Annotated in this window: 24 protein-coding genes and 1 riboswitch; all 24 genes read left to right on the plus strand. The window is 46.3% G+C overall.

The annotated features are described in order from the left end of the window. The first annotated feature begins 47 nt into the window (after positions 1-47). The 24 genes from argS to AOA56_RS02945 all read left to right on the plus strand — a co-directional run bounded on the left by argS (position 48) and on the right by AOA56_RS02945 (position 26,317). On the plus strand, positions 48-1,814 hold the full coding sequence (gene argS, locus AOA56_RS02830; protein ID WP_048621942.1) for an arginine--tRNA ligase: 1,767 nt from the start codon (positions 48-50) through the stop codon (positions 1,812-1,814). A 6-nt stretch (positions 1,815-1,820) separates the two neighbouring features. Next, positions 1,821-2,987, plus strand: a complete 1,167-nt coding sequence (locus AOA56_RS02835; RefSeq protein ID WP_053768899.1) for a serine-tRNA(Ala) deacylase AlaX — start codon at positions 1,821-1,823, stop codon at positions 2,985-2,987. Next, positions 2,977-3,873, plus strand: coding sequence for a CPBP family intramembrane glutamic endopeptidase (locus AOA56_RS02840; protein ID WP_048621940.1), 897 nt, complete (start codon positions 2,977-2,979; stop codon positions 3,871-3,873). Before AOA56_RS02835 ends, AOA56_RS02840 begins: the two co-directional genes overlap by 11 nt. 104 nt (positions 3,874-3,977) lie before the next feature. Continuing rightward, a complete protein-coding gene (locus tag AOA56_RS02845) occupies positions 3,978-5,213 on the plus strand; it encodes a C40 family peptidase (protein ID WP_024732733.1) in 1,236 nt (411 codons plus the stop codon). Between the two features lie 259 nt (positions 5,214-5,472). Further along, positions 5,473-6,228, plus strand: a complete 756-nt coding sequence (gene rpsB, locus AOA56_RS02850) for a 30S ribosomal protein S2 (RefSeq protein WP_024732732.1) — start codon at positions 5,473-5,475, stop codon at positions 6,226-6,228. A gap of 34 nt (positions 6,229-6,262) precedes the next feature. Further along, positions 6,263-7,183, plus strand: coding sequence for a translation elongation factor Ts (gene tsf, locus AOA56_RS02855; RefSeq protein ID WP_024732731.1), 921 nt, complete (start codon positions 6,263-6,265; stop codon positions 7,181-7,183). A 174-nt stretch (positions 7,184-7,357) separates the two neighbouring features. Beyond that, on the plus strand, positions 7,358-8,227 hold the full coding sequence (locus AOA56_RS02860; RefSeq protein WP_024732730.1) for an EamA family transporter: 870 nt from the start codon (positions 7,358-7,360) through the stop codon (positions 8,225-8,227). Positions 8,228-8,363: 136 nt separating this feature from the next. Further along, a riboswitch (cobalamin riboswitch) is annotated at positions 8,364-8,544 on the plus strand. A gap of 144 nt (positions 8,545-8,688) precedes the next feature. Then, positions 8,689-9,897, plus strand: coding sequence for a sirohydrochlorin cobaltochelatase (locus AOA56_RS02865; RefSeq protein WP_024732729.1), 1,209 nt, complete (start codon positions 8,689-8,691; stop codon positions 9,895-9,897). A gap of 12 nt (positions 9,898-9,909) precedes the next feature. Next, complete coding sequence (locus AOA56_RS02870; RefSeq protein WP_053768900.1) at positions 9,910-10,419, plus strand: hypothetical protein; 510 nt, start codon at positions 9,910-9,912, stop codon at positions 10,417-10,419. Positions 10,420-10,484: 65 nt separating this feature from the next. After that, the gene (locus tag AOA56_RS02875; RefSeq protein WP_024732727.1) at positions 10,485-11,021 is read left to right on the plus strand and encodes a hypothetical protein; all 537 of its coding nucleotides are present in this window, start codon (positions 10,485-10,487) and stop codon (positions 11,019-11,021) included. Then, on the plus strand, positions 11,018-12,184 hold the full coding sequence (locus AOA56_RS02880) for an ABC transporter substrate-binding protein (RefSeq protein ID WP_053768901.1): 1,167 nt from the start codon (positions 11,018-11,020) through the stop codon (positions 12,182-12,184). Before AOA56_RS02875 ends, AOA56_RS02880 begins: the two co-directional genes overlap by 4 nt. A 7-nt stretch (positions 12,185-12,191) precedes the next feature. Then, complete coding sequence (locus AOA56_RS02885) at positions 12,192-13,208, plus strand: FecCD family ABC transporter permease (protein WP_053768902.1); 1,017 nt, start codon at positions 12,192-12,194, stop codon at positions 13,206-13,208. Between the two features lie 5 nt (positions 13,209-13,213). Next, positions 13,214-14,317 (plus strand): ABC transporter ATP-binding protein, encoded by a 1,104-nt coding sequence (locus AOA56_RS02890; protein ID WP_053768903.1) that lies wholly within the window; start codon positions 13,214-13,216, stop codon positions 14,315-14,317. 79 nt (positions 14,318-14,396) lie between these two features. Then, positions 14,397-15,692, plus strand: a complete 1,296-nt coding sequence (locus AOA56_RS02895) for a WD40/YVTN/BNR-like repeat-containing protein (RefSeq protein WP_053768904.1) — start codon at positions 14,397-14,399, stop codon at positions 15,690-15,692. A gap of 9 nt (positions 15,693-15,701) precedes the next feature. Next, positions 15,702-16,742: a hypothetical protein gene (locus AOA56_RS02900; protein ID WP_024732722.1), complete on the plus strand. Its 1,041-nt coding sequence runs from the start codon at positions 15,702-15,704 to the stop codon at positions 16,740-16,742. Position 16,743: 1 nt separating this feature from the next. Beyond that, entirely contained in the window at positions 16,744-18,087 is a 1,344-nt protein-coding gene (locus AOA56_RS02905; RefSeq protein WP_053768905.1) for an MATE family efflux transporter, read from the plus strand. A 279-nt stretch (positions 18,088-18,366) separates the two neighbouring features. After that, complete coding sequence (locus tag AOA56_RS02910) at positions 18,367-18,732, plus strand: GntR family transcriptional regulator (RefSeq protein ID WP_024732721.1); 366 nt, start codon at positions 18,367-18,369, stop codon at positions 18,730-18,732. Continuing rightward, positions 18,729-19,415, plus strand: a complete 687-nt coding sequence (locus AOA56_RS02915; RefSeq protein WP_048621931.1) for an ABC transporter ATP-binding protein — start codon at positions 18,729-18,731, stop codon at positions 19,413-19,415. Before AOA56_RS02910 ends, AOA56_RS02915 begins: the two co-directional genes overlap by 4 nt. A gap of 12 nt (positions 19,416-19,427) precedes the next feature. Then, positions 19,428-20,186: a hypothetical protein gene (locus AOA56_RS02920; RefSeq protein WP_024732719.1), complete on the plus strand. Its 759-nt coding sequence runs from the start codon at positions 19,428-19,430 to the stop codon at positions 20,184-20,186. 119 nt (positions 20,187-20,305) lie between these two features. Then, the gene (locus AOA56_RS02925) at positions 20,306-22,888 is read left to right on the plus strand and encodes an FAD-dependent oxidoreductase (protein WP_053768906.1); all 2,583 of its coding nucleotides are present in this window, start codon (positions 20,306-20,308) and stop codon (positions 22,886-22,888) included. A 105-nt stretch (positions 22,889-22,993) separates the two neighbouring features. Next, entirely contained in the window at positions 22,994-23,785 is a 792-nt protein-coding gene (locus AOA56_RS02930) for an alpha/beta hydrolase (RefSeq protein ID WP_053769090.1), read from the plus strand. A 13-nt stretch (positions 23,786-23,798) separates the two neighbouring features. After that, positions 23,799-24,950, plus strand: coding sequence for a YncE family protein (locus AOA56_RS02935; RefSeq protein ID WP_053768907.1), 1,152 nt, complete (start codon positions 23,799-23,801; stop codon positions 24,948-24,950). Between the two features lie 34 nt (positions 24,951-24,984). After that, positions 24,985-25,887, plus strand: coding sequence for a DegV family protein (locus AOA56_RS02940; protein WP_048621928.1), 903 nt, complete (start codon positions 24,985-24,987; stop codon positions 25,885-25,887). A gap of 103 nt (positions 25,888-25,990) precedes the next feature. Then, positions 25,991-26,317: a sporulation initiation factor Spo0A C-terminal domain-containing protein gene (locus AOA56_RS02945; RefSeq protein WP_024732715.1), complete on the plus strand. Its 327-nt coding sequence runs from the start codon at positions 25,991-25,993 to the stop codon at positions 26,315-26,317. Positions 26,318-26,387: the final 70 nt, after the last annotated feature.

The raw sequence follows: 26,387 nt of genomic DNA on the forward strand, positions 1-26,387 counted from the left end.
ATAAGAAATATATGTAATTTTATTTAGATGAAAGAAGGACAAATGAGATGAAAAAACTGGTAGATTTTCTGGAAGAAGAAATGAAAGCAGCATTTGAAAAAGCAGGATATGACCCGAACTTTGCAAAGGTGACTGTTTCCAATCGTCCGGATTTATGCGAATATCAGTGCAATGGAGCGATGGCGGCGGCGAAGACCTATCATAAGGCTCCGATGATCATTGCAGGCGATGTGGCAGTTCATTTAGAAGGAAGTGAAGCCCTTGAAGATGTGCAGGCAGTAAATCCGGGATTTATCAATATGAAAGTAAAAAAAGAGTTCCTGGGATCTTATACTCAGGAAATGAGAGAGGCAAATCAACTCGGTGTAGAGCATGATTCTCAGAAAAGATGTATTATTTTAGATTATGGTGGGGCCAATGTAGCAAAGCCGCTTCATGTAGGCCATTTACGCTCGGCAATCATCGGTGAATGTTTAAAACGGATTCTTCGTTTTAAAGGACACGAGGTGATTGGGGATGTGCATCTGGGGGACTGGGGCTATCAGATGGGTCTTGTTATCACAGAGCTTCGCAAGCGTAATCCAGAACTTGTTTACTTTGATGAGCAGTATGAAGGAGAGTATCCAGAAGAAGCTCCGTTTACAATTAATGATCTGGAGGAGATCTATCCATATGCGAGCGCATATGCAAAGGAGCATGAGGATTATAAGGAAGAAGCGCTTGCGGCGACTTTTGAATTACAAAATGGCAGAAAAGGCTATCGTGCCCTTTGGAAGCATATTATGCGTGTATCTATCGCCGATCTGAAACGTAACTATGAGAATCTGAATGTAACGTTTGATCTCTGGAAAGGGGAAGCGGATGCACAGCCATATATTCCGGATATGGTAAAGATGATGAAAGAAAAGGGATTTGCTTATCTGGATCAGGGCGCTCTGGTTGTGGACGTCAAAGAGGAGACGGATACAAAAGAGATTCCTCCTTGCATGATCCTGAAGTCAGATGGAGCGGCACTTTATGATACAACAGATCTTGCAACTCTGGTAGAGAGAGAAAAGCTTTATCATCCAGATGAGGTCATTTATATGACAGATAAACGTCAGGAGCTGCATTTCGTACAAGTATTCCGATGTGCAAAGAAAACGGGAATTGTTCCGGAAGATACGAAGTTGACATTTATCGGATTTGGAACGATGAATGGAAAGGACGGAAAGCCGTTTAAGACAAGAGCCGGTGGGGTGATGCGTCTGTCTGATCTGATTCATGGAATTAATGAGGAAATGTATAAAAAGATCGCGGAAAACCGAACCGTTGCACCGGAGGAAGCCGAGAAGACGGCGCAAATGGTAGGTCTTGCGGCACTAAAATATGGAGACCTATCCAATCAGGCAGCCAAGGATTATGTTTTTGACCTGGACAAATTCGCTTCCTTTGAGGGAAATACTGGTCCATATATCCTTTATACGATTGTGCGGATCAAATCCATTCTCAATAAATATAAAGAAAATGGCGGAGACATGGCAGAATGCAGAATCAGTGAGCCACATTCAGAATCTGAGCGGGGACTGATGTTGGAAGCAGCAAAATTTACCGCGGTAATGGAACAGGCTTACGAAGAGCTGGCTCCACACAAGATCTGCGGATATATCTTTGATTTGGCCAACAGCTTCAACCGTTTCTATCACGAGAACCGGATTCTTGGAGAAGAAGATAAGGAGAAACAGCAAGGTTATCTTGCTCTTCTGGATCTTGTAAAAGACATTCTTATGACTTCTATTGGCCTGCTTGGTTTTGAAGCGCCGGAAAGGATGTAATGAAACATGACAGAACGATTATATAATCAGGACGTCTATACAAAGACTTTTACCGGGACAGTGCGTTCTTGTACGGAGGTGCCCGGGCAGGAAGGGTATGAGGTCATACTGGACCGCACGGCTTTCTTCCCGGAGGGAGGCGGCCAGTATGGTGATATTGGAACGCTTGGCGGCGTCCGTGTGAGAGATACCAAGGAAAGAGATGGAGAGGTCCTACACTATACTGAGGGACCACTTCAGGAGGGAGATACAGTCGAGGGAGAGATTGACTGGAAGGTCCGTTTCTCCAGGATGCAGCAACATACGGCGGAGCATATTCTCTCTGGTCTGGTTCATGGCCGTTTCGGCTATCAGAACGTCGGATTTCATCTGGGAGACGATATCTGTACCATGGATTTTAACGGTCCGATCACGAGAGAAGAGATGGAAGAGATCGAGCAGGAGGCCAACCGGGCGGTTTACGAGGATCTTCCTGTTCACATTCTGTACCCGCCTGAGGAAGAATTACAGAAGATGGAATACCGCAGTAAGATCGAGATCGATGGTCAGGTGCGGATCGTCTGGGTTCCTGGGTATGACCGCTGTGCCTGCTGTGCGACCCATGTGGGGAGCACAGGAGAGATCGGACAGATCAAGGTGATTGCCATGATGAATTATAAGGGCGGCGTCCGTGTGACGATGGTGAGCGGCGACCGGGCACTTTTAGATCATGAGAAACGGGAACGGGATATGAAAGAGATTTCGGCCATGCTTTCTGCAAAGGAGGATGAGCTTCCGGAAGCAGTAAGAAGGCTGATGGAGGAGAATGAAGACAGAAAGTGTCAGATCATCGAGCTTCAGAAAAGGATGAATGAACTGAAAGTCCAGCAGATTCCAGAGGACTCCAGGTATCAGTGTCTATTTGAGACGAACCTGAATCAGAACGGGATGCGGGATCTGATGAACAAGGTACTGGAACGGGGGGTTCCGATTTGCGGGGTATTTCTGAAACGGGGAGAGCAGTACCAGTATGTGATCGGGAGCCGGGATCGGGACATCCGGGAACTGGGGAAGAAGCTCAATGTGAGATTCCATGGACGGGGAGGCGGTAAGCCTGCCATGATCCAGGGATCCTTAACTGGAGAAGAAAAGACAATCAAAGCATATTTTGAGGAGATAATCAATGTTCAATAATCAGTCAAACAGAAGACCGGGAAATCCGATTGTGGGAATTATTGTTCCGATTTTGATCTACTGGGGCATCAGCTTTCTGGTGGATATGGTGGTTGTCGCGGCATATTTGACCGCCCACGGTCAGGAGCTGATGCAGGCGTATGAAAGCCAGAGCGCACTTCAGACATTTATGGAAGAGACAATGACTTTTATCCTGGGTCATTCCACAGAGATCACATCAGCGTCAGCGTTGCTTGCACTTCCGTTCTATATTTATATGATGCGGAAAGACGAAAGATACCGGAAGATGTTTGTTGAACCGGAGGAACATAAGACGCCATGGAAAGCTCCTGCGGTCAGTTATGTGTATACGGTACTGCTTGGGGTGACAGCAGGGATTGCACTGAACAATATTCTTATTCTGAGTAATCTTGGCAGTATCAGCGTTTCCTACCAAACGACGTCCGCGGGACTTTATGCTGCTCCGGTGATCATAGAGATCATCGGATTGGGAGTGATTGTACCGGTTCTGGAAGAATGTCTGTACCGGGGTGTGATTTTCAGGAGACTGCGGGATCTGATGCCGGCAAAGAAAGCGATCCTCTTTTCGGCTGTGATCTTTGCGATTATCCACGGAAACATCGTACAGTTTCTGTATGCCCTTGTATTCGGACTTCTTCTGTCCTATGTATACGAAAGTTTTGAAAGCATCAAAGCGCCGATCATTCTTCACGCCTCAGCTAATCTAGGTTCCGTCCTTTTGACGGAGGGGAACGGATATGGATGGATTTTCCATACCCCGCTTCGGATGGGAATGGTTACTGTAATCTGTGCGTTTACGGCTTCCGTTTTCTTTGTCCTTATCCGGAATTTAGAGAATTCTAAAAAAATGTTACAAAACTATTAAAAATCATTGCAAAATAAAAAAGAATAAGATATACTAGACCATGTAGTATAAAAAAGAAGGACCGAAAGAGTTCGGACATGCAGTTTTAGACAGGAGAGAATAGAATGAACAAATTTGGGAAGAGACTGGTGGTAGCGTTGATGGCTGCTTCAATGCTTGCGACTCCGGTTTATGCGGCACCGAATACTGATGAAATTCAAGCTGAGAAAGAACAGAAAGAAAAAGAAGTACAGTCTGTACAGGCACAGTTACAGACGATGGTTTCCAAAATTTCCGAGACAGAAGAAAAGCTGATCACCAAAGGTGAAGAGATTCAGAAAGCAAAGGAAGATCTTGCCGAGGCGGAAAAGAAGCAGGAACAGCAGTATGAATCGATGAAAGTCCGGATTAAATATATGTACGAGCAGGGGGACACCAAGGCTTTGGAAGACCTGTTTACATCGAATAGTATCGCTGATTTTCTGAATCAGGCAGACTATATCGAGACGGTACATAACTATGACAGAGAAAAATTAGAAGAATATGTAGAGACAAAAGAGCAGATTGCCAGTTTGAAAGAGTCGCTGGAAAAAGATCTGGAGAAGCTTGAGAAGATGCAGGCTTCCTTTGAAAGTCAGAAGGAAGCGCTGAGTGAGACGCTGACGCAGAAGCAGGCAGAGGTTGCAAACCTTGACCAGGAGCTTCAGGCAGCGATCGCACAGGCTGCGGCGGAAGAAGAGGCAAGAAGAAAGGCTGCCGAAGAGGCTCAGAGAAAGGCTGAGGAAGAAGCGGCATCCAAGGAGAGCGCGTCGAATTCTAATACGACATCCGGTCAGGGAAGTACGTCCGGCAATCAGACGAGTGGGAATACGGCTTCCGGTAATACTACCAATCGGCCGTCAGGCGGTGGAACATCGAATACGAATAAGAACGATACTGCTGAGAAGCCAAGTACATCCAAGCCAAGCGCATCTAAGCCGAGCACAGGTTCCGGCTCGAATACTTCCACAAGTACAGGAAATACCAGTGCGGCGAGCAGGATCGTCAGCGCGGCAAGAAGCTGTCTTGGTACACCGTATGTATGGGCAGGAAACACACCAGGTGTAGGGCTTGATTGTTCCGGACTTGTAAAATATTGTCACAGCGTTGCGGGAATCAGCGTGGATAGGACTTCTTCCGCGTTAGGAGCAGGCGGCAGGGCAGTATCCAGTCCGCAGCCGGGAGATGTAGTGTGCTATCCTGGACATGTTGGTATCTATATCGGAGGCGGACAGATGATTCATGCTCCTCAGCCGGGAGACGTTGTTAAGATTTCAAGTGTTTATTCCTGCGGTACACCGTGGTACAGAAGATACTGGTAAAAGAAAGTTACAATATTCAACAATTCATCCATACAGATCAGAGCTGTAGCTTCATAGTTAAATCTGTTCTTGTGGCTGAATCGTTACTCAAATATTGAGTTTGATGAAAAAACGGCTTGCATAGCCGTTTTTTCTATGTTATACTACGAATGTTGCAAAAAAACACGCATGCGGTTACTTCCGGCGGTGCCAGGTTTCATCCGGTTCCGGGAGGCAGAAACATGCGGAAGTAAAACCACAAACAAATGGAGGAAAAAACATGAGCGTTATTTCAATGAAACAACTTTTGGAAGCAGGTGTTCACTTTGGACATCAGACAAGAAGATGGAATCCTAAGATGGCAGAGTACATCTACACAGAAAGAAACGGAATCTATATCATCGATTTACAGAAGTCTGTTGGAAAAGTAGATGAAGCTTACCAGGCAGTATCTGACATTGCGGCAGAAGGCGGCACCATCCTGTTCGTCGGAACAAAGAAACAGGCTCAGGATGCTATCAAGACCGAGGCGGAACGTTGTGGAATGTTCTATGTAAACGAGAGATGGCTTGGCGGTATGCTGACAAACTTCAAGACGATTCAGAGCAGAATCAACCGCTTAAAAGAGATCGAAGCAATGGCAGAGGATGGAACATTTGACGTTCTTCCGAAGAAAGAAGTCATCGCATTAAAGAAAGAATGGGAAAAACTGGAAAAGAACCTTGGCGGTATCAAAGATATGAAGAGGCTGCCGGATGCTATTTTTGTAGTAGATCCGAAGAAAGAAAGAATCTGTGTTCAGGAAGCTCACACACTGGGAATCCCGCTGATCGGTATTGCTGATACAAACTGTGATCCGGAAGAGCTTGATTATGTAATCCCGGGAAATGACGACGCGATCAGAGCTGTTAAACTGATTGTTTCTAAGATGGCAGATGCTGTGGTAGAAGCAAATCAGGGCGCTACCGGCGAGGAAGTATTTGAAGGCGAAGACGCAGAGGCAGTAGAAGAAGCAGTAGAAACGGTAGAAGAATAATCCATTTCTTACAATGATTCAGGAGGAAAGCAAAATGGCAGTTACAGCAAGCATGGTAAAAGAATTAAGAGAAATGACAGGCGCAGGAATGATGGACTGTAAAAAAGCTCTTAGTGAAACAAACGGTGATATGGATGCAGCCGTTGAATTTTTAAGAAAGAACGGTCAGGCAAAAGCTGAGAAGAAAGCCGGAAGAATTGCGGCAGAAGGTCTGGTTAAGGCATCTGTAAAGGAAGACAAAGTTGCTGCAATCGTAGAGGTAAATTCTGAGACAGACTTTGTTGCTAAGAACGCAGAGTTCCAGGGATTTGTTGACGCTGTTGTAGAGCAGGCTCTGGGAACAAGTGCTGCTGATATGGATGCATTTATGGCTGAGGCATGGAATGCGGATCCATCCAAGACAGTTCAGGATGCTCTGACAGAGAAGATCTCTGTGATCGGTGAGAAACTGAATATCCGGAGATTTGAGAAAATCACATCCGAAGGTTGTGTGGTTGCATACATTCATGGCGGCGGAAGAATTGGTGTTCTTGTAGAAGCTGATACAAATGTAGTAAACGATGAGATCAGAACATGTTTAAAGAACGTAGCAATGCAGGTGGCAGCGATGTCCCCGAAATATGTATCCCGTGATGAAGTATCTCAGGAATTCATGGATCACGAAAAAGAAATTCTTCTTGCACAGGCAAAGAAAGAAAATCCGAATAAACCGGACAATATTATCGAAAAGATGATCGTTGGACGTCTGAACAAAGAGCTGAAAGAGTATTGCCTGTTAGATCAGGTATATGTTCAGGACAGCGATCTGACTGTTGGAAAATATGTAGAAAAAGTTGCAAAAGAGAACAACGCAGAAGTTACTGTTAAGAAATTTGTACGTTTCGAGACAGGTGAAGGAATCGAAAAGAAAGTTGACGATTTTGCGGCAGAGGTGGCTGCTCAGGCAGGAATGTAAGTTTACGGATCAGAAAAACGAGGTGCTGCCGGAAAGCAGGCAGACTTAAACAGGGGCAGGTGTGACTCACTCATATGAGTCACACCTGCCCCTGAAATATTCGCGGGAAATGTATAGCTAAATAGACAACAAAGGAATATCAGATCGAGATTCAGTAGAAAGAAGGAATGAAAGATGTGGATATTATATGCGGCAGGTTCTGCTTTTTTTGCGGGAATTACGTCGATTCTTGCAAAATGCGGGATTCGAAAGACAGATTCTACGGTGGCCACGTCCCTGCGGACGATGGTAATCCTGCTATTTTCCTGGTTGATTGTCTGGATTGTGGGATCGGGATCGCAGATTGCTGCGATCAGTGGCGTAACCTTACTGTTTTTGGTTTTATCCGGAGCCGCAACCGGGGCTTCATGGTTGTGCTATTTTCGGGCATTACAAACAGGGGATATTAACAAAGTTGTCCCTATTGATAAATTAAGTACTGTATTGACCATCCTTCTGGCTTTGCTTTTTCTTGGGGAAGGGATCAGTCTGCGGAAAATGGTGGCTGTATTTCTGATTGCGGCAGGAATTTTCCTGATGATCGAGAAAAAAGACGTTAAGGACCAGAAAGCAGATGGGAAGAGCGGCTGGATGCTTTATGCGGCAGGCTCCGCTTTTTTTGCCAGTTTGACCGCTATTCTTGGGAAAATAGGGATTTCCGGAGTAGAGTCTAACCTGGGAACAGCAATTCGTACCGCTGTGGTGCTGATTATGGCATGGGGAATGGTTTTTATTACAGGAAAAGAAAAAGACATAAAGAAGATTGACAGGAAAGAACTGGTATTTATCTGTCTTTCTGGGATTGCTACAGGAGTCTCATGGCTCTGTTATTACCGAGCATTGCAGGAGGGACCTGCAAGTGTGGTTGCTCCCATTGATAAGCTGAGTGTTCTGGTTACGGTAGTCTTTTCCTATTTTGTGTTTGGAGAAAAATTAACAGGCAAAGCCCTAGCCGGATTACTGCTGCTCACAGCGGGAACGGTTGCAATGGCGGTGGTTTCCTGATGATTCACAAAGAGTTATAAATATCATTCAGCTATTGGTGAAATTCAGGCATACAGAGTAAGATAACACGGGTAGGAAAACGGGGTTGATGACCTATTCGTTTCATGCTATACTAAATCAGAACAGATTTGACTGAAAACAGAATAAAACAGATGGTGCCGCAGGATAGGCTGCGGATAATAGGGAAACAGGTGAGAGGCCTGTGCGATCTCGTCACTGTATGCAGGAGCGTATTGCAAAAATGTCACTGTGAAATCGGGAAGGCTGCAATATGCAATGACTGTGAGCCAGGAGACCTGCCAGAGCTGTGGTACGGGAATGTAGAATTCCAGATCACGAGGTTTGATTGTACCGAATTATATTTCGACAATCCAACTGCATCCATATGCGTTGGGTTTTCTTTTTCGTATCACTTTTTATTCATTCACAGAATCTGGAAGAAAAAAAGGAGGATACGAAAAATGAAGAAGAGAAAAGTTGCAGCAATGTTTTGCTCCGCAGTTCTGGCATGTTCGCTGATTTCGGGATGCTCCGGTTTAGGATCAGATGAGCCGGTATCCAAGACGGAGACAAAGGAAGAGAAGACGGAGGGGACGTCGGATCAGGAGGCGGCAGACCATGTGGCGGATCTGATCGATACAATCTATGTTCAGGAGAGAACAGATGAGACGGACGTCCAGTGTGAAGAGGCAAGGGAAGCCTGGGATGCACTGACAGACGCTCAGAAAGAGCTGGTATCTGGTGAGAATGCAGATCCAGACTATTTTGGCAGAGATACCGGGGACGCATCCAAAGATGATCCGAGAAATGCAGATGGCATCGGGGAAAAGGAGCTGCTCGTAGTCAGCTTCGGTACATCTTTCAACGACAGCCGTGTGGAGGATATCAAGGGAATCGAAGATGCTCTTCAGGAAGCTTATCCTGAATGGTCGGTAAGAAGGGCGTTTACCGCACAGATCATTATCAACCATGTTCAGGCACGTGACGGAGAGAAAATCGACAATATGCAGCAGGCATTGCAGCGTGCAGTGGATAACGGTGTGAAGGAGCTGGTTGTACAGCCGACCCATCTGATGCACGGGGCAGAATACGATGAGCTCGTAAGTGCGGTGGAAGAATATCGGGATCAGTTTACGTCCGTCAGGATTGCAGAGCCGCTTCTCGGTGAGGTAGGCTCTGATGCCACGACAATCAACAGCGATAAGAAAGCGGTAGCGGAGGCCGTGACTTCTGTGGCTGTGAGCGAGGCCGGATTTGACAGTCTGGATGCGGCAAAAGAAGCCGGAACAGCGTTTGTATTTCTGGGACACGGAACATCCCATACCGCAAAGGTATCCTATAGCCAGATGCAGACGCAGATGACAGTGCTTGGATATGATAATGTATTGGTCGGTACCGTAGAAGGAAAACCAGAAGAGACATCCTGCGAGGCAGTGATGAGCAGTTTAGAGCAGGAAGGCTATAAAAATGTTGTTCTTCGTCCGCTGATGGTAGTGGCCGGAGATCATGCCAATAACGATATGGCAGGAAACGAGGAAGATTCCTGGAAAAGCATGTTTGAAAATTCCGGAAAATTTGAAACAGTTGATACGCAGATCAGCGGCCTTGGAGCAATTAACGCGATCCAGCAGCTTTACATTGCACATACCGCAGCAGCAATCGGAGCATAACAGGAGGACAGGATGAGAAAACGACTGAAAAGGATGGCAGCAGTTCTGTGTGTGATGGTCTGCATTGTTGTAATGGCAGTAGGATGCGGTGGCACAGATGATAAGTCAGAGACAAAGAAAGAGACGGAGCAGACTCAGAAGAAAGAGAATGTACTGGAAGATGGTATCTATACGGCAGATTTTAAAACAGACAGCAGCATGTTTCATGTCAGTGAAGCATGCAAAGGGAAAGGAACTCTTACCGTCAAGGATGGAGAAATGACGATCCATATTTCCCTGACATCAAAGAATATTGTGAATCTCTATCCGGGACTGGCAGAAGACGCACAGAAAGAGGGGGCAGAATTGCTGGAACCGACCGTAGATACGGTTACATACGATGACGGGCTTTCGGAAGAGGTTTATGGATATGATGTCCCGGTACCTGAGCTTGAGAAAGAATTTGATCTTGCCTTGATTGGAACGAAGGGAAAATGGTACGATCATAAGGTCAGTGTTGCTAATCCGGAAAAGACCGAATAAAATCACGATGATAGAAGCCCCCGCTTTTACAGCGGGGGAATTCTATATCAGGGAAGGAAATCAGAATGAAAAGAAAATGGATAAAAACAGGCGTCCTTTTGCTGGCAGCAGGATATTTCCTGGTGTGTTCATCTGTACTCTCTGGAAAGGCAGCAGAGGCGGCAGGAAGCACAGACAAAAAAGACGGAGAATATACGATCGAGATTACTATGAAAGGTGGAAGCGGGAGAGCATCTATTACGTCTCCGGCGGTTCTGACTGTTAAGGATGGGCGTGCATACGCCAGAATTCAATGGAGCAGCTCACATTATGATTATATGATTGTCGGAGGAGAGAAGTTTCTTCCAATCGAAGGAGAGGAGTATTCAACTTTTGAAATTCCGGTTTTGGCATTTGACGAACCAGTGACAGTGACAGCAGATACGACTGCGATGAGTACGTCCCATGAGATCGAGTATACCTTGACGTTTCAGGAAAAGACAATAGAAATCCGGTCTGAAAAAAGAAGCGGTATCTGGGTTATGACGGCAGTTGGCGCAGGCGTTCTGATCGTGGCGGTAGGAGCGGCCGTTTACTGTAAGAAAAGGAAACAAAACGGATGAAAACAATTAGTATAAGAAAAAAGTGCCTTGCAGTGTTTCTGTGTACCTTCCTGACGGTTTCCATAGCGGCCTGTCAGAAGCCTTCTGAGGAAGAGGAAACACTGAAAGACCGGGATAAGGAAATCAGTCAGGAACTGGAATTTGATCATAGCATGGAGCTTTCCTACGCAGAGCAGTTTGCGGTAGATTATTATAAGGACGGATATGTACTCATTACAATATCCAATGGAGACAGGTATCTGGTCATACCGGAAGGAAAAAAGACACCCCAAGAACTGGACGAGGGGATTGTCCTGTTGTATCAGCCGATTGACCATATCTATCTTGCGGCCTCGGCGGTTATGGATATGTTTGTATCAATCAACGCCTTAGATAGGATACGGTTTAGTTCTTTGAAAACAGAGTCCTGGTATGTGGAGGAAGCAAGGACGGCGATGGAGAGAGGCTCCATTCTGTACGCGGGAAAATATTCTGCTCCGGATTATGAGCAGATTCTGGATGAATCATGCGGACTGGCGATAGAAAATACAATGATCTATCATACGCCAGAGGTGAAAGAACAGTTGGAGTCATCAGGAATCCCGGTTTTCGTGGACTATTCCAGTTATGAAAAAAAACCACTGGGAAGAACGGAATGGGTGAAGCTTTACGGGCTGCTGAGCGGAAAAGAAGAGGAAGCTACAGCGGCGTTTGACAGGGAGAAGGAAGCGTTTGAGCAGATCAGTCAGGACAAAGCTACCGGAAAGACGGTTGCGTTTTTCTATATTACGTCTAACGGAGAAGTCAATGTACGCAAAGCTTCAGACTATCTGCCAAAGATGATTGAGATGGCAGGAGGGAGCTATATTCTGAAACAGGATGAGGAGGATGACAGCGTATCTTCAACTATGAGTATGGATATGGAAAGCTTTTATGCGGCGGCAAAAGATGCGGATTATATTATCTATAATAGTACAGTGGACGGAGAAATCTCCACAGTAGATGAGTTGACGGAAAAGAGCGGTCTTCTGGAGCATTTTAAGGCAGTGGAAGAAGGAAACGTCTACTGTACAAGCAAAAATTTGTATCAGTCTACTATGAAACTAGGATCGATCATATCGGATCTGTACAAGATCCTGCACGGGGAGGAAGATACTCTCACCTATATCTATCGACTGGAGTGATACTAAGATGAAGCGAAAACGATGTGTGGCAGCGTTCGCTGTTTTAATTGTACTTACGCTGTTTTTCTTCCTGTTGAATATTTGTATTGGCAGCGTGGGAATTCCGTTCACAGATATCCCGAAACTGATCATCGAAGGAGAAAAAGGAGACGCGACATACCGGGAAATTCTCATGGAAATCCGGATGCCTAGAGCATTCGGGACAGTGATTCTTGGAGGGGCTTTGGCTCTGTCCGGGTATCTGCTTCAGACTTTCTTTCACAATCCCATCGCCAGCCCGTTTACCTTAGGAATTTCATCCGGAGCGAAACTGATCGTTGCGCTGACGATGGTTGTATCCCTTGGGTATGCCGTACAGCTCAGTTCATGGATGCTGATTATGGCGGCCTTTGCAGGCTCCATGCTTTGCATGGGATTTGTCCTTCTTACGGCGAGAGTGATCGACCAGATGTCCATGCTGATTGTAAGTGGAGTTATGATCGGATATATCTGTTCGGCTGTCACGGATTTTATCGTCACGTTTGCGGATGATGCGAATATCGTCAATCTGCATAACTGGTCACAGGGCAGTTTTTCCGGTATTAGCTGGGAGAATGTAGCGGTAATGGCAGTTGTAGTGCTTATTACGTCCCTTGGAGTATTCCTTTTGTCAAAACAGATCAGTGCTTATGAGATGGGAGAGGCCTACGCGAAAAATATGGGACTGAATGTCCCGGTTTTCCGGATGATGCTTGTTTTACTATCCAGCATTTTGTCTGCCAGTGTGACCGCGTTTGCGGGACCGGTCTCTTTTGTCGGGATTGCGGTACCACATCTGGTGAAAAGCTTTTTCCGGACGGCGCGTCCGATTCTGATGATTCCGGCTTGTTTTTTGGGCGGTGGAGTATTCTGCCTGTTTTGTGATCTGCTTGCCAGAACGATTTTTGCTCCCGTAGAATTATCCATCAGCACTGTGACCGCAATCTGGGGAGCGCCCGTAGTGATCTATATTATGATCCATCAAAAGAAGGAAAGAATGAGGTAAGTCTGATGAAAGAAGAGATCTATTTCAGAACAGCGGGACTGACGGTTGGATACCAGGGAGTTCCCCTGATCCGGGATATCTGCATCCAGATGAAAAAAGGAGAAATTCTGACGCTGATCGGGCCAAATGGAGCTGGTAAGACGACGATTTTAAAAAGCGTGATTCGGCAGATGAAACCACTTTGCGGCCTTGTATATCTTGATGGAAAGAAGACAGATGAAATGCAGAGAAACGAGCTGGCCAGAAAGCTCTCGGTTGTGCTGACAGACCGGGTGCGTACAGAACGGATGACCTGCCGGGACGTTGTGTCTACTGGGCGGTATCCGTACACCGGTAGATTTGGAGTACTATCGGAGAAAGATTGGTCTGTTGTCGACAAGAGTATGGAAGTGGTCGGAATAGCAAAGTGGAAAGAGCAGGATTTTCAGAAGATCAGTGACGGACAGAAGCAGAGGGTAATGTTAGCGCGGGCTCTTTGTCAGGAGCCAGATCTTCTGATTCTGGATGAACCGACTTCCTATTTGGATATTCGGTATAAGTTGGAGTTTCTTTCGATTCTGCAGAAGATGGCCAAAGAAACAGGACTTTGTGTCCTGATGTCTTTGCATGAACTTGATCTGGCGGCCAGAATTTCGGATAAGATTGCCTGTGTATATGAGGACAGGATTGACAGATTTGGTACGCCGGAGGAGATTTTTACGGAGGGGTATATCCAAAGACTTTATCAGATGACAACAGGATTATACGATGAGCTGACAGGAAATCTGGAGCTTTCCGCAATAAAGGGAGAGCCGGAAATATTTGTGATCGCAGGCATGGGAACGGGCACCATGTACTTTCGATATCTGCAAAGACAGCGGATCCCGTTTGCGGCGGGGATTCTCTGGGAAAATGATTTGGACTACACTGCTGCATCGGCACTTTCATCTGTTGTCGTGAGTGTACCGCCATTTCGGAAAATGGAAGAAAAGCATGTAGAAGAAGCAAAAAAATGGATTCAGCGCTGCAGGAAGGTGTACTGTGCAGATAAACTAAAAGAAACGGCTAGAGAAGTGGCCGGCCTGAAAGATATCATAGAATTTGCAAAGAGGGAGGGGAAGCTGGAATAAGCGTGTCCTCTCTTTTCCTGTGCGACAAAAGGTGATATAATAGACAAAGACAGTGATTTGGAACGAGAAGGAGTGAAGTATGAAGCGATTGGCTGTGAGTCTTTTGGGGCTTGTGGGAGCAGTGTTACTTTGTGCAGCCTGGACAGAGTTCCGGTGGCGCCAGTTTGAAAGTCCTGCGGCCGTCGGGGCAGAGATTGCCAGTGTAGGAAAGTCAGAAGCGGAAGTATGCCGGGAATGGTTTACGGACTATGCGGACGCTCTTGGCGGAATGAATGTTCCTTATGATTACCGGATCAGGGAAGCACGTTTGGACGAAGTGGAAGTGCTGGATGAAAATGGCTATGTTCAGCTGAATTACACGATTGTACCTGCCTGTGTCAACAGCAGGATGATCCAAAATCTGGAGCTTGTTTTTCTAGGCAGCAAGGGAGCGGACAAAACACTTTCTGGTACCGCAGACAGATTTATATACCAGGGGCAGATGGTAGTCAGGCTTGAAGAGAGGGATGGCATATCTACTATCACAGAGAAGATGCGGCCTGTGGAATATCAGATTCAGTCGCCGGAGTTTCAGAAGGAGGTGCGTAAACCTCAGACAGAGCATTTTGCGATGCAGACTGACCGAGAAGAGACGTATTACATTCGGGATGGAGGGCTGTTTGTTACTTATGACGCGGGAGAATCTTTTGTAGAAGTACCAGACGGATATGAGAAAGTCTGCGGCAAGCCAAATGGAGGATACGATGAACGCCTGGAAGATGGTAGTTATCTGATATCCCCGGATTTTACCGCTTTTCTGGGATTTGACAGTGAGGGAACGGTTCTGATCTATAGTGAGGATCAGGGTACATCCTGGAATGAGAGCCGGATCACCAACAGAGGATACAAGGCAAACACCTTTCTTTCCAGGAATGAAGGAGGTTATGCTGCTGTTTTTGCCGTGGATCGCGCACTTGGAAACGACTATTACGGGACGTGGATGAGTGACGACCTCAAGACATGGACACTGATTTCTACAGAAGACCAGGTAATGAGCAATGTAAGTGCCGCCTTCTGGGCGGATGATCAGACCGGATGCTATGCCGCAGGACAGGAGCAGAGTGTCTTTTACCGCACGACAGATCGAGGAACAACGTTCCGGGAGATTCCATTGCCGCAGGCAACAGAGGCTGTGGAGAAACTAGGATTCAACCCATTTGACCAAGTGGAGCGGTTTTACATGGAGGATGGTATGTGGTACATGGTGATCGGCCAGGGAGAAGATGGCGATTATGCGGATAACGGACAAATGATCAAGGCACTCTTTTCTTCCGAGGACGGAGAGCACTTCACCTTTGAGAAGGAAATTACGGAAACTTTGCAGGAAGCAGGCTAGGAGGATCATATGACGAAGAAGATTTGGAGATTACTTTGCATTTTCTCTGTGTTTCTTGCGGGGATATTGTTATATGAAGGCGGTGTTTTGGTTTTCCGCTTTCAGGCAAGGAGGGAGGGGCTTTTGACCTGCTTTGCGGGAGGATGTGCCGCAGTGTTTTATCTGGCGGCATTTCAAAGGTCCGGAAGAGAGCAGGGAGAAACAAAAGTTAAAGTCTGGAAGATGATACTGGTTGAGGGGGCTGCGGCGCTTTTGGCCGCAGGTGGTACATTGTATGTCTGCCGGTATCAGGATCCGAGATTGCAATACCGGATTACGGGAATTGTATTGAGTGCGGTATTGGTATTTCTCTGGCAAAGTCTTTTCAGTAAGAAGAGCAGACAGCTTCGGGAAAAGGCTCTTCAAGACAAAATCCGGGAGTTGTTTTTTGAGCATCTGGATCAAAAGCAGATCATGGAAACAGACGGGTTACGGGACCGTGTCCATAAGACTCTGGCTGTCAAGAGGGAAATCTGGGAGCTTCGCTGGTGCCTGGGAATGATTTGTACAGCACTGATTGCAGGGCTGAGTGTCAATCTGAAAGGAATGTGGCAGCCATGGGCGCTGGCCTTGTTTGTGACATCAGGATTTGTCTGGATCTCCGGGCGGGACCGGATTTACGCTGCGCGCATCTTATCAGAATTGGTAGAGAAAGGGGAGAGTCAGGACGTGGTGACTTTTTTTCTGCTTTATTATCAAGAAGCAGCCAGAAGATGGGAGAGCATGATCCCGACACTCCAGATTTATCTGCCGATTGCATTATGCCAGCTTTCGGACTATAACAGGGCGCTAAAGCTGCTGGCATGTATGCAAAAAAGGCCGGAAGAAGAAGCCTATTATTTGGTATGGGAGGCAGAAGCCCTCAGGCAGACAAAACAGTGGGACGCACTGAAAGAAACACTTTTCCAACTAAGAAAAGCGATCCCACGTCTGCCAAAGAGCAGGCGGGACGAGATGCAGAAGAAATATGAAGCATACGAAAGGATATGGAGAGAGAAAGGGGAATCGTAGGATGGAAGAGAAGACATCCAGCACACTGATGACAGAAGGCCCCATCTGGAAACGGATTATCTTTTTTGCAATACCGATTTTTCTGGGGAATCTGTTTCAGCAGATGTATAATACGGCGGACTCGTTGATTGTGGGGAATTTTCTTGGGAGTAACGCACTTGCGGCAGTCAGTTCTTCGGGGAACCTGATTCAACTGATGATTGGATTTTTTAATGGCATCGCGCTGGGAGCCGGTGTGGTGATTGCAAGATACTTTGGGGCGAGAGATTCGGAACACGTTGAGAAAGCGGTACATACGACAGTTGCTTTTGGAATCGTGGCAGGTATCATTCTGACGATTGTAGGAGTATTTTTTGCACCGCAGATTCTGGTGTGGATGAAAACTCCGGAAAATGTCATGCCGGAATCCACTGCATATTTCCGGGTCTATTTTATGGGATCTCTGGGCTTTGTCATGTACAATATGTTTGTAGGCATCCTGCAGGCAGTGGGAGACAGCAGACATCCGCTCTATTACCTGATTCTTTCCTCTGTGGTCAATGTGGTGTTGGATATCACCTTTATCACAGTATTTGGAATGGGCGTAGAAGGGGCGGCCCTAGCTACGGACATTTCACAGTTGGTCAGTGCGATTCTTTGTATGATTCAGCTTATACGCTCGAAGGCAGAATATCGGCTTAGGCTTCGAAGAATCCGTTTTGAATGGGATATTTTCAAACAGGTGGTTCAGTTTGGCCTTCCATCCGGAATCCAAAACTCTATCATTTCCATCGCAAATGTTGTAGTTCAGTCCAATATCAATTCTTTTGGAGAGATGGCAATGGCAGGATGTGGAGCTTATTCCAAGATCGAAGGATTTGGATTTTTGCCGATCACAAGTTTTACGATGGCACTTACTACTTTTGTGGGACAAAATCTGGGGGCAAAAGACTATGAACGTACGAAAAAGGGAGCACGGTTTGGGATTGCGTGTGCAATGATTCTGGCCGAGTTGATCGGGATTGTGATTTTTATTGCAGCACCGGTCTTTACAGCCGCTTTCGACCGGACGCCGGAAGTCATTTTGTTTGGAACAGAAAGAGCAAGAACGGCTGCTCTGTTTTACTGTTTGCTGGCATATTCACATTCTGTGGCAGCGGTTCTACGTGGGGCAGGGAAAGCAGTGATTCCGATGTTTGTGATGATGATTTTCTGGTGCGTGATTCGTGTGGCAGTTCTAACTGCAGTTTCTGCGCTGATCCCGTCTATTGCGGTAGTCTACTGGATTTATCCGCTGACCTGGACATTAAGTTCCATTGCTTTTTTCATTTATTACAAAAAAGCAAACTGGCTTTATTCTTTTTAGAAGAAGATAGGATAAAGAGCTTCGGTTTTTTCATGTTCCTTATGGGAAAGTAAAACCGGAGCTTTTTTCGACCTTATGAAGTTGATTAAGAAAAGTAGCGATCCAGCCAGACAGCTCAGATACGCAGCTCATACTGCTTTTTCGTTGCTTGTGCAGCGAAATCTTCGCCTATGGATGAAGAGTTATTAAGAAAAACGAAAGATGCGGAAAATATGTTGACAAAATGAATATACTAGTGTACTATTTAACTAGTTCACTGATACAGAAAGGAGGACGAAAATGGAATACAATGTGGAAGTACCGATTTATGTTCAGGTCGTAAGAGATATTAAAAAGCGAATCGTACGCAAGCAGCTGCTTCCCGGAGAGAAGCTGCCTTCCAACCGGGAACTTGCCGTATTATATAAGGTCAATCCGAACACAGCGGCGAGGATCTATAAGGAGATGGAGGCAGAGGGATACTGTTACACGAAGCGGGGACTTGGAACATTCATTACGGAGGACGAACAGATGCAGGAAGAATTACGAAAGGAAATGGCAGAAGCACTGTTGAAGGGCTTTTTGAAAGAGATGAAGGATCTCGGATTTGGCAGAGAAGAAATCATATCCCGGATTGAGCATTTTGATGAGGAGGAAGAAGTATGATAGCAGAGAGCAGAAGACTGACAAAAGCGTACATGGGAAAGAAAGCGGTGAAAGAGGTCTCCATAAAAATCTGCGGCGGATCTATTTACGGACTGCTTGGACCCAACGGAAGCGGTAAGACGACTTGGATGAAGATGATGACCGGGTTTGTCAAGCCGACGCAGGGAGAAGTTATTTTTGACGGCGCCCCTTGGAATTACCGGGCAAAGAATCAGGTGGCCTATATGTCGACAGAGCCATTCTACTATGATTTTATGAATATCGGGATGGTAGGAAAATATTACAGCGATTTCTTTGAGGGATTTGATGAAAAAAAATTCCAAGAGCTCGTGCGAAAAGTGGGATTATCTGAGGAGATGAAAATCCGTGAGTTGTCTACTGGTATGATGGCAAAGCTCAAGGTGATTGCGACGCTTTCGAGAAAAGCGCTTCTCTATATGTTGGATGAACCTCTCAACGGAATCGATCTCAAAGCGAGAGATGAAATCGTTGATGTAATTTTGACGACCACCAGTGAAAAAAACGCGGTCATTATATCCACGCATCTGATTGAGGAGATTGAATCGATCATCGATCACGCGATTTATATGAAAGATGGCAGCGTGATTTACGAATGTGATGTGGAAGAGGAACGGATGCGTTCCGGACGGAGTGCAGCGGATCTGTACAGAGAGTTCATGTAGGGAGGAAAGAACATGGGAAATCTGATTAAATATGAATGGAGAAAGCAAAGGATGACGAGGATCCTGATTTTGGCTTGTCTCCTGGCATTTGTAGTCCTGTTTGTGGCCGGAGCAGTGCTCCGTAATGATACGCTGGTGGCAATCAGTATTCTGATTATGACCTTTGCGGGAATGTTCGGGATCTTGTATGTCGGTATCGAGAACATTGTAATTTTAAACCGGGATCTAAAGACGAAACAGAGCTATATGCTTTGGATGGTGCCGCACTCTACTTATGAAATTCTTGCAAGCAAGATTATTGCTGGGATTTTGCAGATGGCATTTGTGTTCATGGCTTTCTTTATAGCCGGAGCTGCTACTTTGACTATTACAGCAGCCAGCGATGGAAGTCTTGGAGAATTTCTCCGGGCGGTAAGAGAATTCTTTGAGAGAGGCGTTAATATTCAGGTAGACTGGGGGCTGGTATTTGGGATGTGCCTTCTCTGTTTGATTGCATGGATGAATGTCATGGTTGTAGGATTTCTGGCCGTCATCCTTACAAGAACCGTTTTGCTCAATACAAAATTCGGTGGGGTAATTGCGGTGATTCTTTTCTTTGTCATCAATTTTGTAATTGACCGGATTTATATTATCCTCGGCCAGTTGTTCGATCTGGCTCCGATTAGCGGATGGGGAGGAATCGGCCTGTTTGACTATGTTTTCTATATTGTGATGACGGTTCTGGTTTACCTTCTGGTCGGTTGGATTGCGGATAGGAAACTGAGTATCTGATAGATCATAAGAAAAATTTATTATACTATTAAAAATCATAATAAGTCACGAGTGAAAATCCGGTATATAATGGATATAACAATGTAACTGATTACATTTATCAGCAGGAGGAAGAAAAAATGAGAACACTCGTGATCGGAGGAGTCGCAGCCGGTACTAAGGCAGCGGCAAAACTGAAAAGAGAAGACCGCAGCGCAGAGGTGATACTGATAACAAAAAGTAGTGATATTTCCTATGCAGGCTGTGGTCTTCCGTATTATGTAGGAGGACTGATCGAGACAGAAGAGGAGTTGATTGTCAATACACCGAAGAAATTTGAAGGACTCACCGGAGTGCGCGTCCTGACTGGGAGAGAGGCTTTCCATCTGGATGCAGAAGCAAAATATGTACAGGCGAGGAATCTGGCAAACGGCGAGGAAGAAGTATATTCCTACGACAATCTGATTCTTGCGGTCGGTGCATCTCCGATTGTTCCGGATGTGCCGGGAATGAGGCTTCCGGGAGTATTCCAGATGCGGACTCCGCAGGATGCTTATGCAATGCGGGCGTATGTGGAGGAGCATCGGGTGAAACGTGCGGTTGTGGTGGGAGGCGGATTTATCGGCCTTGAGATTGCGGAGAACCTTCAGGTGAGAGGGGTTTCTGTGACTGTAATCGATATGATGCCACAGATCATGCCGAACGTGCTGGATCCAGAAATGGCGGCCTATGTAAAGAAGCATCTGCAAAAAAGCGGGATCCGGATTCAGACGGGAACTGCTTTAAAAGCGGTGCTCGGCGAGAATGAGGCGACAGGAATCCAGACAGATCAAGGTACGATCCAGTCTGATCTGATCGTTGTCTCCATCGGGATCCGTCCCAATACCGCATTTTTAAAGGACACCGGAATAAAAATGGATCGTGGTACGATTGTGGTAGATGAGCAGATGAGGACGAGTCTGCCGGATGTATACGCAGCGGGAGACTGCGTTGTTGTGAAGAACCGAATCACAGGAATGTCCCAGTGGTCTGCCATGGGATCTTCTGCCAACTATGAGGGAAGAACACTGGCTCAGGTCCTCACGGGCAAGGACAAGACCTATCCGGGCGTGTTGGGAACCGGAGTTGTGAAACTTCCGGGAATGAACGTAGGAAGAACCGGGCTGACGGAAGCTCAGGCAAGAGAAGCAGGATATGATGTGGAGACCGTGCTCGCTGTAACAGATGACAAGGCACATTATTATCCTGATTCTGACTCTTTTGCCACCAAGATGATTGCAGATAGAGGAACACATAAGCTTCTGGGAATTCAGGTTGTGGGTGCAGGTGCGGTAGATAAAATGACGGATATTGCTGCTACGTCAATCGCTATGGACGCCCGCCTGGAAGACTTGGAGAATTTGGACCTGGCGTATGCACCGCCATTCTCTACCGCCATTCATCCAATCGTGCAGGCAGCTTATATTCTCCAGAATAAAATCAGCGGAGAAATGGTAAGCATGACGCCGGCTGAATATGCACGGGGAAAGGCGAAAGGTTACAAAGTCGTAGACGTTTGTCCGAATCCCCAGATTGCGGGGGCGGTCTATGTGGATCTTTCTACCGTGAATGGTGCCATAGAGGGACTTGCAAAGGATGAGAAGATTCTGCTTGTCTGTCTGAAAGGCAAACGAAGCTATTTTCTTCAAAACCGATTAAAGGCATACGGTTATACAAACACTGTCGTGCTGGAGGGCGCACAGTATTTTAATGACGTCAAGGTAGAGGGTGTGAAATTCCAGGTGTCTCCGGAAGAGATTACAAGAGTGAAAGCCCTGGGCTTTTTGCAGGACAAGAGAACGAGCAACTGCTTCAACGGCCGTGTTATTACAAGAAACGGCAAGATTACAGCGGAAGAAAGCCGTGTCATTGCGGAAGCGGCGGAGAAATTCGGAAGTGGAGAAATCACAATGACCTCCCGCCTGACGATCGAGATCCAGAAAGTACCTTATGAGAACATTGAGCCTCTGAGGGAATTCCTTGCCAACGCCGGACTGGAAACGGGAGGTACCGGATCCAAGGTTCGCCCGGTTGTCTCCTGTAAGGGTACAACCTGTCAGTATGGTCTGATTGACACCTTCCATCTGTCAGAAATGATTCACGAGCGATTTTACCATGGTTACGGCCAGGTGAAACTACCACATAAGTTTAAGATTGCGGTGGGCGGCTGTCCGAACAACTGTGTAAAGCCGGATTTGAATGACCTTGGTATCATTGGACAAAGAGTGCCGTCTGTGGATCTGGAGAAATGCCGCGGATGTAAGATCTGCCAGGTAGAAAACAACTGTCCAATCGGTGTGGCGAAGATGGAAGACGGAAAGCTGCATTTGGATTCGGGTCAGTGTAACCATTGCGGACGTTGTGACGGAAAGTGTCCGTTCGGAGCAGTGGCTACAGAGATGGAGGGATACAAAGTCTACATTGGTGGACGCTGGGGTAAAAAAGTAGCCCACGGACATGCGATTGACAAAATCTTTACGAGTGAAGAAGAAGTACTCGATATCGTGGAAAAAGCGATTCTTCTGTTCCGGGAGCAGGGAATCACAGGAGAACGTTTTGCGGATACGATCGACAGGATCGGCTTTGAGAATGTACAGAAGCAGCTTCTGTCCGACGAACTGCTTAGAAGAAAGCAGGAAAATCTGGCGGCGCAGAAACATCTCAAAGGTGGAGCAACATGCTAGATGCAAGGAAGATTCTTCAGGGATACAGCATTTTGCTGTGTCCCTGTTCTTAGTTTTGCGTTATAATAGGGGGAGAAAATGATGAATGGAGGGAGGAAGAAGAAAATGGCGCTGTTACATGTGGACTTTTTCTCGGAGGTTCTTGAAAAATGTACGAGTATGGACGTGATTCTTCCACAGAATACAAAGAATCAGATCGGGCTGAAAGGGAATGCCCGAAACGGAAAATATAAGACGGCATATCTGCTTCATGGAATGAGCGACGACCAGACGATATGGCAGCGGCGGACTTCCATTGAGCGTTATGTCAGTGAGTATGGGATCGCTGTCGTAATGCCGGACGGAGGTCTTAGTTTTTATACGGATATGTGCTATGGGCTCCCTTACTGGACCTTTTTCTCAGTGGAGCTTCCTAAAATCTGCAGGGAGTTTTTTCCGCAGATGTCAGATCGAAAAGAGGATACCCTGGCAGCCGGAGTGTCTATGGGGGGTTATGGAGCTTGGAAGCTCGGGCTTGGAGCCTCAGAGACGTTTGGCGCGGCAGCGGCTTTGTCAGGCGTGTTGGACGTATCAAGAAGATTAAAGGAGAAGACAGCGAATCCCGTTCAAAAACCGTCTGGATTCTGGGAAGGAATTTTTGGTGATCCGGATGGGATTGAAGGATCTTTCAATGATCTGAAATACCTTGCAAGGAGATTGAAAGAAGAAAGAAAGCCGGTCCCTCGGCTGTTTTCATGGTGTGGGGAGGAAGATTTCCTTTACCAGAATAATATTGACATGTGGCAGGAAATGAAAAGTCTTGGCTATATTGTGGAGACCAGAAGCGGCAAAGGAAACCATCAGTGGAAGTACTGGGATCAGGAAATCCAGACGATTTTGAAGTGGTGGCTGGAATAAAGAAGGGAAAAAATTGAGATCACAGAAAAGAAAGGGCGTGCGCATCTGGATGCATCTGCTTCTGGCATGGATTCTCCTGGCGGGCTGCTTTTGGTTTTATATTGTCGTATACCGCAGCGTCAATGAGCCGGTTACATGGCTGGAACGTACAAATACTTCACCGGCTGTTCACACTGTCTCGGAGATCCGGCAGATACTTACCGGCTATAAGGAGTTTTTTTCAGAGGACATGGTGAAGCATCTTTCGGCGGAGCGAAGCTTTGGCACATATGTCATTCCGGGGCTGAAAGCCGCAAAAACCGTAGATAGTAAGACAGGAATCACAGATATCTGCACATCGATGACGCCGCAAGGGATGGATGTAACGGAGGACTCGATTTATGTAAGCGCATACTGCCATACGAAGCGGCATAATTCTGTACTTTTTGAGATTGATAAGAAAACCGGACGCTTCGTGAAAGAGATTATTATGCCAAATCAGACACATGCAGGAGGAATTGCATACGATAATCTGAAACAGATGCTATGGGTATCGGACTATGTAGACGGACAGGCAGCAGTCAGCCTGTACACAATGGAAGCGCTGGAAAACTATCAGTATGATAAAACGAAAAAGCCGCTCCCGTTTTTGGAAACACATATTCTGGAAGGACTCGCCAGAAATTCCTTTATGGCGTTCAGGGGAGGAAATCTTTATGCAGGATATTTTTCGCTTTCCGGGGACAGTATTATTAACCGGTATTCGGTAGATTTTGAGCTGAACGAGCAGAATAAAGAAGCATATGAAGAGATGGATGAGGACAGAGAGTTTTTTGGAAATGTGGCAATCGATCAGGAGTGGGCAGATATTCTTTCCCAAGTGCAGGGACTGGAAGTGTTTGGAAATTATCTGTTTTTATCTCAGTCTTACGGATATGCGGATTCCAAGCTTAGGATTTATAACCGGTCTGTTGTAGAGACAGAAAAGTACAGTCTGAAAAAGAAAGAAGAGATTAAAAGTTTTACGCTTCCGAACCGAATGGAACAGATCTGTATTCAGGGAGGAAAGCTTTATCTGCTCTTTGAATCAGGAGCCTATGCCTACCGTGGGATTCCTGTCAACTGTGTGGACCGGATCATTTCCGTCGATCTTTCGGATGTATTAAGTCAACTTGACGAGGATTAGAGATGGGAAAGAATGGAGAACGGGAGGAGAAACCATGAATTTTGGGATTGTAAGCGACAGTTCCTGCGATCTGCCGGAAAGCTATGTCCAGACAGAGCAGGTGGAGATTGTTTCATTTTATCTTTCATTTGACGGAGAAGAGTATTACAGGGAGGGAAAGGAGATTTCCATACCGGAGTTCTATCAGCGGATGGCAGAGAACCCGGATTGTTTCCCTAAGACTTCCATGCCGTCGATTCAGGACTATGTGGACGCCTTTCTATCTTTTGTGAAGAAAGGATTACCGGTACTTTGTATCTGTCTTTCCAGAAAGCTGAGTGGGTCTTTGCAGGCGGCGGTCAACGCAAAACAGGTGGTGGAAGAGCAGTTTCAGGGGGCAAGGATCGAAGTCGTGGATTCCTGTCTTGCGACAGCTCTTCAGGGAATGCTTGTAAAAAACGCGGTAGAAATGAGAAATGCGGGTAAGACGCTGGACGAGGCGGCAGAAGCATTGAGGTCGCTCCGACAGAGTGGACATATTTTCTTTACTACAGACGATTTGAAATATCTGGAGCATGGAGGAAGAATCGGAAAGGTGGCTTCTGTGGCTGGAAGTGTCCTCAAAATCAAGCCTTTGATTCAATTCTATGATGGCGAACTTGGATCAGCGGAGCTGTGTCGGGGCCGCAAAAAATCATTACAGAAAATCATAGATAAGATGGAGTCTTATATACAGGACCTGAAGATTGAGCCGGAGGATTATTTTCTTGTGACGGGAGTCGGGCTCTGGGTTCCGGAATACGATGAATTCAAGATGCGCCTGAGGGAGCGTCTGGGGACTTCGGGTTTCCGTGTGAGGGAATGGGAGGATATTCAGATTGGTGCCACAATAGGGGTTCATACCGGGCCTTATCCACTTGGAGCGGGGCTTCTGAGACAGTGGAAAAAGGAAATGTAGGTTTTTGTCTTTTTTAGGTAACAATCTGTCGATATCTGTAGTTTTTCCTGTTATTTCCATATAAATTCGTTATGATATTAACGGAGGTTGGAAGGAGGAACATATGCAGCTGATTTACGAAACATTAAGAGGTCTGGGACTGACTTCTAAATATCAAGGATATCAGCAGCTTGCGGAGGCGACAAAAATTGTACTTGAGCATGAAGATTTTATGCTGAATGTGACAAAAAACATTTACCCGGAGGTGGCTTTGCGGGTCAGAACGACACCGCAGAGTGTGGAACGAAATATACGGACGGCGATCGAAGTATGCTGGAGACAGACCGGGCCGGAGGGCTTCAGCAGGATATCCGGCTGTAAGATGACAAAAATTCCAACAAACGCAGAGTTCATAGATATGTTCGCCTTTTACATTGAAACTCATAGCTGATAGGAAGCTGGCACTAAAAGTACAGCGATAAGGGCGTGTTCGGATGAATCAGGACACGTCCTTAAAATAT

The sequence above is a fragment of the Sellimonas intestinalis genome, from assembly GCF_001280875.1.
Taxonomy (GTDB): Bacteria; Bacillota; Clostridia; order Lachnospirales; family Lachnospiraceae; genus Sellimonas; species Sellimonas intestinalis.